The sequence below is a fragment of the Streptomyces sp. NPDC058274 genome, assembly GCF_042881375.1.
GTDB lineage: Bacteria > Actinomycetota > Actinomycetes > Streptomycetales > Streptomycetaceae > Streptomyces.
The window spans coordinates 138,123-151,299 of the sequence record NZ_JBHVXW010000024.1 but is presented as its reverse complement, the minus strand read 5'-3'; the positions used below and the strand labels follow the sequence as shown (position 1 = coordinate 151,299).

General features: G+C 71.9%; 12 protein-coding genes. 8 read left to right on the top strand and 4 right to left on the bottom strand.

Features of this window, described 5'->3' with window-relative positions:
• The 4 genes from ACFVYF_RS33975 to ACFVYF_RS33960 all read right to left on the bottom strand — a co-directional run.
• Positions 1-1,211: 2-oxoacid:acceptor oxidoreductase family protein (locus ACFVYF_RS33975; protein WP_389461612.1), on the bottom strand; the 1,211-nt coding region annotated here is incomplete at its 3' end.
• 295 nt (positions 1,212-1,506) lie between these two features.
• On the bottom strand, positions 1,507-2,166 hold the full coding sequence (locus ACFVYF_RS33970; protein WP_383282460.1) for a LuxR C-terminal-related transcriptional regulator: 660 nt from the start codon (positions 2,164-2,166) through the stop codon (positions 1,507-1,509).
• Between the two features lie 391 nt (positions 2,167-2,557).
• On the bottom strand, positions 2,558-3,913 hold the full coding sequence (locus ACFVYF_RS33965; RefSeq protein ID WP_389461610.1) for a sensor histidine kinase: 1,356 nt from the start codon (positions 3,911-3,913) through the stop codon (positions 2,558-2,560).
• Positions 3,914-4,624: 711 nt separating this feature from the next.
• Positions 4,625-5,842 (bottom strand): sensor histidine kinase, encoded by a 1,218-nt coding sequence (locus tag ACFVYF_RS33960; protein ID WP_389461608.1) that lies wholly within the window; start codon positions 5,840-5,842, stop codon positions 4,625-4,627.
• Between the two features lie 289 nt (positions 5,843-6,131).
• On the opposite strand from ACFVYF_RS33960, the gene ACFVYF_RS33955 reads away from it, so the two are divergent.
• From ACFVYF_RS33955 to ACFVYF_RS33920, 8 genes are read left to right on the top strand one after another with little or no spacing between them, the layout of a single operon-like run.
• Complete coding sequence (locus ACFVYF_RS33955; protein WP_389461606.1) at positions 6,132-6,569, top strand: NADH-quinone oxidoreductase subunit A; 438 nt, start codon at positions 6,132-6,134, stop codon at positions 6,567-6,569.
• Positions 6,560-7,282 (top strand): NADH-quinone oxidoreductase subunit B, encoded by a 723-nt coding sequence (locus tag ACFVYF_RS33950; protein ID WP_389461604.1) that lies wholly within the window; start codon positions 6,560-6,562, stop codon positions 7,280-7,282. Before ACFVYF_RS33955 ends, ACFVYF_RS33950 begins: the two co-directional genes overlap by 10 nt.
• Entirely contained in the window at positions 7,279-8,415 is a 1,137-nt protein-coding gene (locus ACFVYF_RS33945; protein WP_389461603.1) for an NADH-quinone oxidoreductase subunit C, read from the top strand. The genes ACFVYF_RS33950 and ACFVYF_RS33945 overlap by 4 nt, the downstream gene beginning before the upstream one ends.
• Positions 8,412-9,380: an NADH-quinone oxidoreductase subunit H gene (locus ACFVYF_RS33940; RefSeq protein ID WP_389461601.1), complete on the top strand. Its 969-nt coding sequence runs from the start codon at positions 8,412-8,414 to the stop codon at positions 9,378-9,380. Before ACFVYF_RS33945 ends, ACFVYF_RS33940 begins: the two co-directional genes overlap by 4 nt.
• The gene (locus ACFVYF_RS33935) at positions 9,380-10,102 is read left to right on the top strand and encodes a 4Fe-4S binding protein (RefSeq protein ID WP_389461599.1); all 723 of its coding nucleotides are present in this window, start codon (positions 9,380-9,382) and stop codon (positions 10,100-10,102) included. Before ACFVYF_RS33940 ends, ACFVYF_RS33935 begins: the two co-directional genes overlap by 1 nt.
• Complete coding sequence (locus ACFVYF_RS33930; protein ID WP_389461598.1) at positions 10,099-10,797, top strand: NADH-quinone oxidoreductase subunit J; 699 nt, start codon at positions 10,099-10,101, stop codon at positions 10,795-10,797. Before ACFVYF_RS33935 ends, ACFVYF_RS33930 begins: the two co-directional genes overlap by 4 nt.
• The gene (gene nuoK, locus ACFVYF_RS33925) at positions 10,797-11,189 is read left to right on the top strand and encodes an NADH-quinone oxidoreductase subunit NuoK (RefSeq protein WP_389461596.1); all 393 of its coding nucleotides are present in this window, start codon (positions 10,797-10,799) and stop codon (positions 11,187-11,189) included. Before ACFVYF_RS33930 ends, nuoK begins: the two co-directional genes overlap by 1 nt.
• Entirely contained in the window at positions 11,186-13,177 is a 1,992-nt protein-coding gene (locus ACFVYF_RS33920; protein ID WP_389461594.1) for an NADH-quinone oxidoreductase subunit L, read from the top strand. The genes nuoK and ACFVYF_RS33920 overlap by 4 nt, the downstream gene beginning before the upstream one ends.

Sequence of the window (13,177 nt, the reverse complement as noted above, 5' to 3'; positions counted from 1 at the left end):
CCGGGGGTGCGCGGCGCGACGATCGGGACCGGGGCCTCGCCGTTGCGGCCGTACATCGCCTGGAGCAGGTCGGCCTGTTCCGTCTTGGTCGGCAGACCGGTCGACGGCCCGCCGCGCTGGATGTCGATGACCAGCAACGGCAGTTCCAGCGACACCGCAAGACCGATCGTCTCGGACTTCAGTGCCACCCCCGGTCCGGACGTGGTCGTCACCGCCAGCGAGCCCCCGAAGGCCGCGCCGAGCGCCGCCCCGATACCCGCGATCTCGTCCTCGGCCTGGAAGGTGCGGACGCCGAAGTTCTTGTGCCGGCTCAGCTCGTGCAGGATGTCGGAGGCCGGCGTGATCGGGTACGAGCCGAGATACAGCGGCAGATCGGCCTGCCGGCTCGCCGCGATCAGGCCGTACGACAGCGCCAGGTTCCCGGAGATGTTCCGGTAGGTGCCCGGCGGGAACGCCTGCGCGGCCGGTGCGACCTCGTAACTGACCGCGAAGTCCTCGGTCGTCTCGCCGAAGTTCCAGCCCGCCCGGAACGCGGCGAGGTTGGCCGCCGCGATGTCCGGCTTCTTGGCGAACTTGGCGGCGAGGAACTTCTCCGTGCCCTCGGTCGGCCGGTGGTACATCCAGCTCAGCAGGCCCAGCGCGAACATGTTCTTCGATCGCTCGGCCTCCTTGCGGGAGAGGTCGAACTCCTTGAGCGCCTCGACGGTGAGCGTCGTCAGCGGGACGGGGTGGACGCTGAAGCCGTCCAGGGAGCCGTCCTCCAGCGGATTCGCGGCATAGCCGACCTTCGCCATCGCCCGTTTGGTGAACTCGTCCGTGTTGACGATGATCTCCGCGCCGCGCGGCACATCGGCGATGTTCGCCTTCAGGGCGGCCGGGTTCATGGCGACCAGCACGTTCGGCGCGTCCCCGGGCGTGAGGATGTCGTGGTCGGCGAAGTGCAGCTGGAAGGACGAGACGCCCGGCAGCGTGCCTGCGGGGGCGCGGATCTCGGCGGGGAAGTTCGGCAGGGTCGAGAGATCGTTTCCGAAGGATGCCGTCTCGGACGTGAAGCGGTCACCGGTGAGCTGCATACCGTCACCGGAGTCCCCCGCGAACCGGATGATGACCCGGTCGAGGCGCCTCACGTCCTTCGCGCCCGCCGGTTTGCGCTGCTCTCCTACGACGGCTCCGTCGGCCTGTTCCGCTGGACTGCTGACCTGGCTGGTCACTGAACTGGACCTCCTTCGAGGCGGCTGTCGGGGAGCGGGCGTCCCGCCGGCCTCCCCAGGATCAACCCTACGTCGGTAAGGGTCGCCTTCCTTCGGCCGTTCGCATGATGGATGCCGATTTGAGACGGCTGTACGCCCTGATTCGCCATGATGTGCTCGCCCCCCGGCGCTTTGCGTGAAGACGCTCCCGGTTCATCCTTCGGTTTCGTACGCGATGTGAGGCGCGGGCGTCCGGATACGTACTGGACACCCGCCGCCTCGATGCGTGCTGGACAACTGACACAGTGTCAGGTACTCACGAATTGAGGTAGGTGAGGACCGCGAGAACACGCCGGTGATCTCCGTCGCTCGGGGAGAGCCCGAGCTTCAGGAAGATATTGCTGACGTGCTTCTCGACGGCGCCGTCACTGACCACCAGCTGCCGTGCGATCGCCGAGTTCGTCCGTCCCTCCGCCATCAGCCCGAGGACCTCGCGCTCGCGTGGGGTGAGCCCGGCGAGAACGTCCTGTTTGCGGCTGCGCCCGAGCAGCTGCGCCACCACTTCCGGGTCCAGCGCGGTACCCCCCTGGGCCACCCGCACCACGGCGTCCACGAACTCCCGCACCTCGGCCACCCGGTCCTTGAGCAGATAGCCGACACCACGGCTGGAACCGGCCAGCAGTTCGGTGGCGTACTGCTCCTCCACGTACTGCGACAGCACCAGCACACCGAGCCCGGGGTGCGCCTTGCGCAGCTGCACCGCGGCCCTGACCCCCTCGTCGGTGTGCGTCGGCGGCATCCGCACGTCGGCCACGACGACGTCCGGCAGCTCGCCCTGGCCCGCCAGCCCCGTGATGGTCTTGATCAGCGCCTCGCCGTCACCGACACCGGCCACGACGTCATGTCCTCGGTCGGTCAGCAACCGGGTCAGGCCCTCCCTGAGCAGCACTGAATCCTCGGCGATGACCACCCGCACCCTGTCCTCCACGATCTTCGGCCCCCCACAGCCCCGTTCCGGCGTGTGCCGGTATCCGGCCCCAGCATTCCAGCATCGGGACCCGGCCGCGCCCGACCGACGGGAATGAGCCCCGGGAGCGGCGCCCGGGGCGACGTCCGGGGGCGTCCGGTCCGGGCCGGCGATCCGGGCGAAACGGATCGCAGGCGGGCAGCCGGGGGCGGCCGACCACGGCCGGCCCGGGGGGCGGGCCGACCACGGGCACCTGAAATCTCCGGAGCTCCCCGGGGCGTATCTCCCGGGGAGCTCCGGAGCGCAACTCACACTTCACGAACCACAGTTCGCGAGTCACCGGGACGGACGGAGGTCGTCCGGGCCGTCTTCGGCGCCGATCCGCACGCGGGACGGGGTCTCATCCCCGCCACGGCAGTTCCGCCGTGACGCGGGTCGGGCCGGCCGCGGGGGAGTCGACCACCAGGATCCCGTCCACCGCGTCGAGCCGTTCCGCGAGCCCGGCGAGACCGGAGCCGCCGGACACCGAGGCCCCGCCCATGCCGTTGTCCGTGACCTGGAGCATCAGCCGGTTCTCGACCCGCCACACATCCACCGTGGCGCGGGTCGCCCGCGAGTGCTTGCTGATGTTCTGCAGCAGCTCCGACACCGTGAAGTAGGCGATCCCCTCGATCGCGGGGGCCGGCCGGGACGGCAGATCCACCTCCACCCGCACCGGGACCGTGCAGCGCGACGCGACCGCGGACAGGGCGGCGTCGAGGCCCCGGTCCGTCAGCACCGCCGGGTGGATGCCGCGCGCCAGATCCCGCAGCTCCTGAAGCGCCGTCTTCACCTCGCCGTGCGCCTCGTCCACCATCCGCGCCGCCTCCTGCGGATCCTCCGACAGCTTCTCCTTGGCCAGCCCGAGGCCCATCGCGAGGTTGACCAGCCGGGCCTGCGCCCCGTCGTGCAGATCGCGCTCGATGCGCCGCAGGTCGGCGGCCGCCGTGTCCACGACCACCCCGCGGTCCGACTCCAGCTCGACCACCCGGGTCGCGAGCGTCGACGGGCCCAGCAGCCCGTGCACCATCAGCCGGTCCACCGTCGTCAGCGCCCGCACGATCCACGGCGTCGCCATCGTGAACAACAGCCCCACCAGCGCGGTGACCGCGATCTCGAAGGGGTTGTCGAGGTAGATGCGGTGCGCCTCGTCGCCGTAGAGCTGAATGCCGCCCTGCCCGCCGTACATCGGGAAGACCCAGAACCACAGCGGATACGTCAGCATCGCCCAGCCGTACGCCCAGAAGGACACCGCCACCGAGAAGGCGAACACCGCCCACGGCATCTGCAGTACCGCGAACAGCAGGTGGCGCCAGGACGTGCCGCTCTTGAGCGTCGCCCCCATCCACGCCATCGCGCCGTGCCCCTTGCGGCGCAGCGGCTCCGGCTCGGGGACGTCGAGGCCGAGCAGCCCCCGCGCCCGCGCCCGCTCCAGCGAGCCGAACCCCCGGCACCCCGCCAGGGCCGCCGCGAGCACCGGGACCCCCAGGAACGTGACCAGCAGGCCCGCGCCCAGCGTCACCATCGTGACCGCGTAGGTGAAGGTGACGATGCTGATCGGCAGGCTCAGCATCAGATAGCCCAGCTCCCGCCAGCTGCGCGCCTCGACCGGCGCCCGCAGCGCGGCCGGCAGCCGGTGCCGCCGCTCCCCGGCACCCGCCCCGTGGAATCCGGGCTCGGTCTGCCGCCCGTACCCCTGTCCGTACTCCGTGGCCATCGGCGTCGTCCGTTTCTCTTCGTCCGGCTCTGCTCATCCGGAGGTCCGCTGTCGTACCTCCACCCTGCGCGCCCGCCGCTCCACGGACCATGGAGTCCATCGGCGTCTTGAACCGGGGGTTTTCCCTACCTTGGCTTCGTGGGGCGGGGTTCGGGTCCTCGGTCCCGTGCGGGGCGCGGGCGCGGTTCGGCCTGGGGCGTTCGCCGCGCCAATGCCGGTGCGGCCGCACCGAGCCCCGCCCGGATCACCGCCAGCCGGTCGGGGGGCGCGGCCACCGCGACGGGTTCCGCGGCGGCCATGCCGTCCAGCAGGAACGGCACGGTCCCGTCCACGGCCTGGGTCGTCCGCCGCGCCAACGCCGGTGCGGGCGACGGCGGTTGGCGAGCGGGTGTCACCGGGGTGGCTGCTCCGGAGGGTGCGGACCGTCGTTCACCGCGCCTGCGCCGGTACGGGCGATGGCGGTTGGCGAGCGGGTGTCACCGGGGTGGCTGCTCCGGAGGGTGCGGACCGTCGTTCACCGCGCCTGCGCCGGTACGGGCGAAGGTGGTTGCGAGCGGGTGTCACCGGGGTGGCTGCTCCGGAGGGCGTGGCCCGTCGTTCACCGCGCCAACGCCGTTACGGGCCACGGTGGTTGGCGAGCGCGTGCCTCCGCGGTGGCTGCCTCGGAGGCACGCACCGCGGTGGCTGCCCCGAGGGGCACGGTCGCCGCGGCTAATGCTGTCCCTGCCGTTGCTCCCCGGGCTGCCGGTCGCGCCACGGCAGTTCCGCCGTGATCGTGGTCGGCCCGCCCGCCGGCGAGTCGATGACGAACAGTCCGTCGACCGCGCCCAGGCGGTCCGCGAGGCCCGCCATCCCCGTACCGCCGTCGAGAGCGGCCCCGCCGCGACCGTCGTCCCAGACCTGGATGAGCAGCCGCTCGTCCGTCCGCCACACCTCGACCGACGCCGAACGCGCCCCACTGTGCTTGCTCACGTTCTGCAGCAGCTCGGAGACCGTGAAGTACGCGATGCCCTCGATGGCCGCCGCCGGCCGCGTGTCCAGATCGGCCGTCACCTTCACCGGCACCGTGCAGCGGGAGGCGATCGCGGAGAGGGCGGCGTCGAGCCCGCGGTCCGTCAGCACCGCCGGGTGGATGCCGCGGGCCAGGTCGCGCAGTTCCTGCAGGGCGAGCTTCACCTCGCCGTGCGCCTCCTCGACCATCACCGCGACGGTGTCGTCGGCCTGGCCCTCCAGCAGCTTCTCCTTGGCCAGCCCGAGCCCCATCGCGAGGTTGACCAGCCGGGCCTGTGCCCCGTCGTGCAGATCCCGCTCGATGCGCCGCAGGTCGGCCGCGGCCGTGTCGACCACCACCCCGCGGTCCGACTCCAGCTCGGCGATGCGCCGTTCCAGCTCGTCCGAGGGGGACAGCAGCCCGCGCACCATCGCCCGGTCCGCGTTGGTCAGCCCACGCGCGAGGAACGGCAGCACCGGCCACAGCACGAACAAGGAGACCAGCGTGATCGTGAACGTCGCGATGCCCCAGGGCAGCCGGATGAACTCGTACAGCGTCGTCCGCCAGCCCACCGGGTCCTTCAGGGTCGACCAGAGCCAGCCGAAGAAGCCGGTCCGGCGCACCGGCAGCGGACTCGGCTCGTCGATCCGTACGCCCAGCAGCTTGCGTGCCCGCGCCCGCTCGGCCTTGCCCAGCAGCCGCGCGCCCATCAGCCCGCCCGCGAGGAGCGGCAGCCCGATGACCGTCACGGAGAGGCCCGCTCCGGTGGCCATCAGTGTCACGACGTACACGAAGCCGATGATCGCGACCGGCAGATTGGCGAGGAGATGTGCGATCTCCTTCCAGGTCTGCCGGTCCAGGGCGAGGCGCGCGGGCGGCAGCCGCTCGCTGTCGGACGTCCCGTCCGAAGGGCCAGTGATCGTCATACGTTCGGTCATATCCGCCAGCGTGCCCGTCGCGGCGCCCCCGCGCCATGAGGTGGGCCGCCCGGATCCCCTGGGGAAAACCCCACCCCGAGCGGTTCCCGGAACCGAACCCGCGGCGTTCCCGGAGGCACCCGGTCCGGTCCCCCGGGCTCGTCGTCGCGCGCTCCGCCCCGGCGCCCCCGCCCGTGCCGAGGCGTGACGGGCTGCTTACCGTTTCTTTAGCAGGCCCTAGACTCCCGTGCGTACAGATCGTCGAACGAGGTTCCTGAGGACCACGAGGTCAGAGAGCGAGGGGGCGGACGTGCCGGAACCGACCGTTGTCGCGGAGACCGGATCCGTGGACCCCGGGGCCACCGGGGCGGTGGTCGCGGCGGACTACTTCCAGTCGTATTCCGTCGTCGGACTGCTCGCCCTGGTCGGTGTGCTGTTCGTCGCCGTCGCCTTCGGCGCCGGCCGCCTGCTGCGCCCCGTCGTCCCGACGCCCGAGAAACTCCTGACCTACGAGTGCGGCGTCGACCCCGTGGGCGAGGGCTGGGCCCACACCCAGGTCCGCTACTACGTGTACGCGTTTCTGTACGTGATCTTCGCCGTGGACTCGATCTTCCTGTTCCCGTGGGCGACCGTCTTCGCCCGGACCGGCTACGGCGCGACGACGCTCGTGGAGATGTTCATCTTCCTCGGCTTCCTGACCGTGGGCCTGCTGTACGCATACAAGAAGGGCGTCCTCACATGGACGTGACCCCGGAGCCGGCCCGGCAGCCGGTACCGCTCCCCGAGCCGCAGCGGCTGGGCGTGCTCAGCCGCCTGGCCCCCGAGCCGATGAAGGTGGTCCTCAACTGGGGCCGCCGCTACAGCCTCTGGGTCTTCAACTTCGGTCTCGCCTGCTGCGCGATCGAGTTCATCGCCGCGTCGATGGCCCGGCACGACTTCATCCGCCTCGGCGTGATCCCCTTCGCGCCCGGCCCGCGCCAGGCCGACCTGATGGTCGTCTCCGGCACGGTCACGGACAAGATGGCCCCGGCCGTGAAGCGCCTGTACGAGCAGATGCCCGAGCCCAAGTACGTCATCTCCTTCGGCGCCTGCTCCAACTGCGGCGGCCCGTACTGGGATTCCTACTCCGTGACCAAGGGTGTCGACCAGATCATCCCGGTCGACGTCTACGTACCGGGCTGCCCGCCCCGCCCGGAAGCCCTCCTCCAGGGAATCCTGAAGCTCCAGGAGAAGATCGCCCGCGAGTCGCTGAGCGAGCGGTACGGGTCGGATCGGCCCTCCGTCGCCGCGCTCCAGAGCGGTCTGGTGCGGCCACCTGCGCCGGGGCAGCCGCCGGCCGAGACGGGTGCGGCGGGTGCGGTCACTCCGGGTGCGGGTGCGGGTGCGGGTGCCAGTGCGGGTGCGGGTGCCGGTGAGGCGGCCGCTCCGGGGCAGCCGCCGGCCGAGGGGGAGGGCCGATGACCACCGGCTGGCTCCCCGCCCCCGTCGAGGAACTCTTCGGCCCGGAGGCCACCGCCGAGGAGTCGTACGAGGTCCTCACCGTCGACGTACCGCCGGCGTCCTGGACCACCGCCCTGGAGACGGCACGCGACGCGCTCCACTGCACCTACTTCGACTGGCTCAGCGCGGTCGACGAACCGGGCACGGGCTTCCACGTCTCGGCCCACGTCGTGGCGCTCTCCCCGGTACGACGCCTGCTCGTCCGGACGACCGTCCCGCACTCCGCCCCCGTCCTGGCGTCGGCCGTCGACGTCTACGCGGGCGCCGCCTGGCACGAGCGCGAGACCCACGAAATGTTCGGCGTGACCTTCGAGGGCCACCCCGGCCTCGACCCGCTCCTGCTGCCCGACGGCTTCGAAGGTCACCCCCTGCGCAAGGACTTCGTCCTCGCCGCCCGGGTGGCGAAGGCCTGGCCCGGTGCGAAGGAGCCCGGCGAGTCGGAACACGGCGGTCCGAAGCGTCGCCAGATGCTCCCGCCTGGCGTCCCCGACCCGAACGAGTGGGGCCCCCTCAAGGGCCAGCTCCCGCCCGCCCCGGCCCGCCCGGCCCGAGGCGCCGGCCGTGCCACCGCGGGCGACCGCCCGGCCCGCCGCGCCCGCACAGCCGGCGACGGCTCCGCAAGCCAGGCCCCGACGGCACCGGCGGCCACACCCGCGGCCACCCCAACCCCGACCACCCCCCGCCGCGCCCGCAGCGCGGGGGAGGGTTCGGCCGGCCAGGGGGACGTGGCAGCCGGTACGGCGGCTGCACCGCGCCGGGCGCGCAGCGCGAGCGAGGGCTCAGCGAGCCAGGGGACCGAGGCCGGTACGGCGGTGTCTCCCGAGGTGAACGACACTGCGGCGGAGTCCGCTCGGGAGAGTTCGGACGCCCCGTGGCACCACGCGCGCCCGGCCTTCGACGAGCCGGAAACTCGGACTGAGTCGGAGACTCTGACTGAGCCGGAGCCGGAGCCGGAGCCTGGGACGAAGCCGGAGCCCAAGGCCGAGCCCAAGGCCGAATCTGAACGTGGGCCACGGCCCAAGCCCGACTCCGAACGTGGGCCCGCCCCCGACCCCACTCCCACCCCCGAAGACCCCACAGGAGGCACGCAGTGAACGACGCTCTGGACGTCGCCCTGCGACTCCTCGTCGTCTTCGTCGTGTTCCTGACCTTCCCGCTGATCGTGGGTCAGACCGAGCACAAGGTGATGGCGCACATGCAGGGCCGCCTGGGCCCGATGTACGCGGGCGGCTTCCACGGCTGGGCCCAACTCGTCGCCGACGGCGTCAAGTTCGCGCAGAAGGAGGACATCGTCCCGGCAGGGGCGGACCGCCGTATCTTCCAACTCGCCCCCGCCGTAGCCCTCCTCCCGTACCTCCTGGTCCTCCTCGCCATTCCCATCGGCCCGGGCGAGGGCGCCGTCGGCGAGGTCGTCGACGCGGGCATCTTCTTCGTACTCGCCGTCATGGGCGTGGGCGTCCTCGGCTCACTCATGGCGGGCTGGGCGTCGGCCAACAAGTTCTCCCTCCTCGGCGGCCTCCGCACCGCCGCCCAACTCCTCGCGTACGAACTCCCGATGCTCCTGACCGCCGCCTCCGTCGCGATGGCGGCCGGCACCGTCTCCCTCCCGGGCATCGTCGACGCCTTCGAGTGGTGGTGGCTGCCCTGGCAGATCGTCGGCGCGATCGTCTTCTTCGTGGCCGGACTCGCCGAACTCCAGCGCCCGCCCTTCGACATGCCCGTCGCCGACTCCGAGATCATCTTCGGCGCGTACACCGAGTACACGGGTCTCCGCTTCGCCCTGTTCCTGCTCGCCGAGTACGCCGGAATCGTCGTCCTGTGCGGCCTGACCACCGTCCTCTTCCTGGGCGGCTGGCACGGCCCCTGGGGTGCCGACGGCCTCGGCTGGGTCTGGACCCTGCTGAAGACCGCGATCCTCGCCTTCGTCGTGATCTGGCTGCGCGTCACCTATCCCCGACTGCGCGAGGACCAGCTCCAGAAACTCTCCTGGACCCTCCTCGTCCCGCTCTCCCTCGCCCAGATCGCCCTCACCGGCATCGTCAAGGTGGTGATCTCCTAGTGGCCCCCATTCCCGGCTCCGGCCTCGCCAAGGGCCTGGCCGTCACCCTGCGCACGATGACGAAGAAGACCGTCACCGAGCAGTACCCGAACGTCCAGCCCGACCTCCCGCCCCGCACCCGCGGCGTCATCGGCCTCTTCGAGGAGAACTGCACGGTCTGCATGCTGTGCGCCCGCGAGTGCCCGGACTGGTGCATCTACATCGACTCCCACAAGGAGACGGTCCCGCCCGCCGCCCCGGGCGGCCGCGAGCGCAGCCGCAACGTCCTCGACCGCTTCGCCATCGACTTCTCCCTCTGCATGTACTGCGGTATCTGCATCGAGGTGTGTCCCTTCGACGCGCTCTTCTGGTCCCCGGAGTTCGAGTACGCCGAGACCGACATCCGCGAACTCACCCACGAGCGCGACAAGCTCCGCGAGTGGATGTGGACGGTCCCCGCACCGCCCGCCCTCGACCCCGGCGCCGAGGAGCCCAAGGAGATCGCCGCCGCCCGCAAGACCGCCGAGAAGCTCGCCGCCGAACACGCAGCCGCCCAAGCCGAACACGCGGCCGCTCAAGCCGAACGCGCGGCCGCTCAACCGGCGCCCACCGAGCAGCCCGGACCCACCGAGCAACCCCGGCCCACCGGGCGGTCCGAGTCCACCGGGCAGCCCGGACCCACCGAGCAGCCCCGGCCCACCGCGCAGCCCGAGTCCACCGAGCCGCAGGAGGGCGAGTCGTGAGCCTCGCAGCAGCCACGGCCGCCGCGGCGCGTGCCACGACCACCGCCGCCGACAGCCACGGCTTCCTCTCCCCGACCGGCGTCGAGATCGCCTTCCTCCTCGTCGGCCTCGTCACCTTCGGGGCCGCGATCGTGACCGTCACCACCAAGCAGCTGGTGCACGCCGCCCTGTGGCTGGTGGTCGCGCTCGGCGGACTCGCCGTCGAATACCTCCTGCTCACCGCCGAGTTCATCGCCTGGGTGCAGGTCCTCATCTACGTCGGTTCCGTCGTCGTCCTCCTGTTGTTCGGTCTGATGCTCACCAGAGCGCCCATCGGCCGCTCCCCGGACGCCGACTCCGCCAACCGCTGGGCCGCACTGACGGTGGCCGTCGCCGCGGCCGCTGCCCTGGTGTGGGTGGTCATCGACGCCTTCCGGGCGACCTGGATCGACCTGGACGGCGCCGCCGGCGGCTCCACCGCCGTGGCCGGCGAGAGCCTCTTCCAGAACTGGGTGCTCCCCTTCGAGGCCCTCTCGGTCCTGCTCCTCGCCGCCCTCGTCGGCGCGATCGTGCTGTCCCGCAAGACGGCCGCCGACAAGGCCGAACCGGCCCGTACGGCACCGGGCGCGCCCTCGGGCAAGCTGCCCCCCAGCCGCACCGGCCCCGGCCCGACGGCACCGGACGAGCAGCCCCCGGCCAAGGAAGGGACCCGCTGATGCACCTCGCCTATCCCGCCGTGCTCTCCGCCCTCCTGTTCTGCACGGGCCTGTACGGAGTCCTCGCGCGCCGCAACGCGATCCTGGTCCTGATGTCCGTCGAGCTGATGCTCAACGCCGTCAACCTGAACCTCGTCGCCTTCGACATCTGGCTCTCCAAGGCCGCCCGCGACACACTCCACTCCGGCCAGGCACTGACCCTCTTCACCATCGCCATCGCCGCCGCCGAGATCGGCATCGGACTGGCGATCGTCCTCGCCGTGTACCGCAACCGCGGCACCTCGGACATCGACAAGCTCCGCGACACCGCCGAGACCGGCAGCGGCCCCGACGGCGACAGCCCAGGGCCCGCCGCGCCCGCCACGGCCGAGAAGGCTGAGGCCACCGCGTGACCACGACCACCCTCGCCGTCCTCGTCCCCCTCCTTCCGTTCCTGGGCGCCGCGGCCGGCCTGCTCCTGGGCCGCACCGCCGCCGGCTACGTCCGCCCCCTCGCCGTACTCCCCACCCTCACCTCGCTCGTCCTCGCCGTGCTGGTCGCCGTACGCCAGGGCGGCGACCAGGCCGTCGACGCCGCCACCGAGCTGACGCCCACCGGCTCGGTCCCGGTCGAACTCGCCCTGCACATCGACGGCTTCGCCGCCCTCGTCGCCGTCCTGGTCACCCTGGTGGCGTCCTGCGTGCAGATCTACTCGACGGGTTATCTGCGCGACGACCCGCGCTACCCCTCGTACGCCGCTCTCGTCTCCCTCTTCACCTCCGCGATGCTGCTCGTCGTCTACTCCGGCGACCTGATCGTGCTCCTGGTCGGCTGGGAGATCATGGGCATCTGCTCGTACTTCCTGGTCGGCCACCACTGGGAGACCCCCGAGGCCCGTGCCGCCTCGATCAAGGCCTTCCTGGTCACCAAGCTCGGCGACGTCCCCTTCCTCATCGGTCTGTTCGCGCTCGCCACCGACGCCGGGTCCTTCCGCATCACCACGGTCCTCGGCACCGTCGCGAGCGGCGGACTGCACCATCCGACGCTGATCGCCCTGCTGCTCCTCGCCGGCGTGGCGGGCAAGTCGGCGCAGTTCCCGCTGCACACCTGGCTGCCCGACGCGATGGCGGGCCCCACGCCCGTCTCCGCGCTGATCCACGCCGCGACGATGGTCGCCGCCGGTGTCTACTTCGTCGCCCGGCTCCTCCCCGTCTTCCAGGCCTCGTCGGCCGCCATGGTCGTGCTCGCCGTCATGGCCGCGGTCACGATGGCGGGCTCCGCCCTCGCCGCGCTCGCCCAGGACGACATCAAGCGCGTCCTCGCGTACTCGACGATCGGCCAGCTCGGCTACATGACCGGCGCCCTCGCCGTCGGCGACCGTGGTGCCGCCGTCTTCCACCTCCTGTCGCACGGCGCCTTCAAGGCGCTGCTGTTCCTCGCCGCGGGCGTGATCATCCACGCCTCCGGCACCAACTCGCTGGCCGTCATGTCCCGGATGAAGGACCTGCGCGCCCGCGTCCCCGACGCCTACTGGACGATGACCGTGGCGCTCCTCGCGCTCACCGCGATCCCGCCCTTCAGCGGCTTCTTCTCCAAGGAAGCCGTGCTCGGAGCGGCCGAGCACGTCGCCACCGGCCACACCGAACACGCCCCCGGCGCCGCGGGCTGGATCGTCCTCGTCGCCGGCCTGGTCACGGCCGTGCTCACCGCCGCGTACGCCACCCGCCTCTGGCTGCTCGCCTTCCACGGACACGGAGCCGAAGCCCCCGACCACGGCAGGCAGCCCCTCACCATGACCGTCGTCCTGTGGGTCCTGGCCGTCCCGTCACTCGTCTTCGGTCTGCTCTACGGCCCACTGCCCGACTGGTTCGACGGCCGTGACCTGACTCCGGTCCTCACCACCTCCGTCCTCGGTACCGGGCTGGCCCTGGTCGGCGGAATCGTCACCTACGGCGCCTGGCGGCACACCACGTCACTCGCGGCCCGCGTCCCGCTCGGTGCGGTCGTGGCCCACCCCGATGCCGACGCGGGCCAGGTCGAGGCCGAGGCCATCGCGGCCCACGCGCCGGTGTTCGGCGACGTGGCCTACGCGGCCGACCCGGCGGACCCCGGACGGCTCCTCCTCGGCCCGCTGCACCGCCACGCGGCCGTCGGCTTCCACCTGGACGCCGTGTACTCGGCGCTGTTCGTCCGCCCGGTCCAGGCCGGCGCCACACTCGTCCGGTTCCTCGACCGCGAGGTCGTCGACACCTACGTACGGGGCGCGAGTGCCCTGCCGCGCTGGCTCGGCTCGGCCGTGCGGCGCGCCCAGACCGGCAATGTGCAGACCTATGTGAGCGCGCTGCTCGCAGGCACCGTCGTCCTGACGGTCGCCGTTCTCCTCGTCGCCACGGGAGCGTGA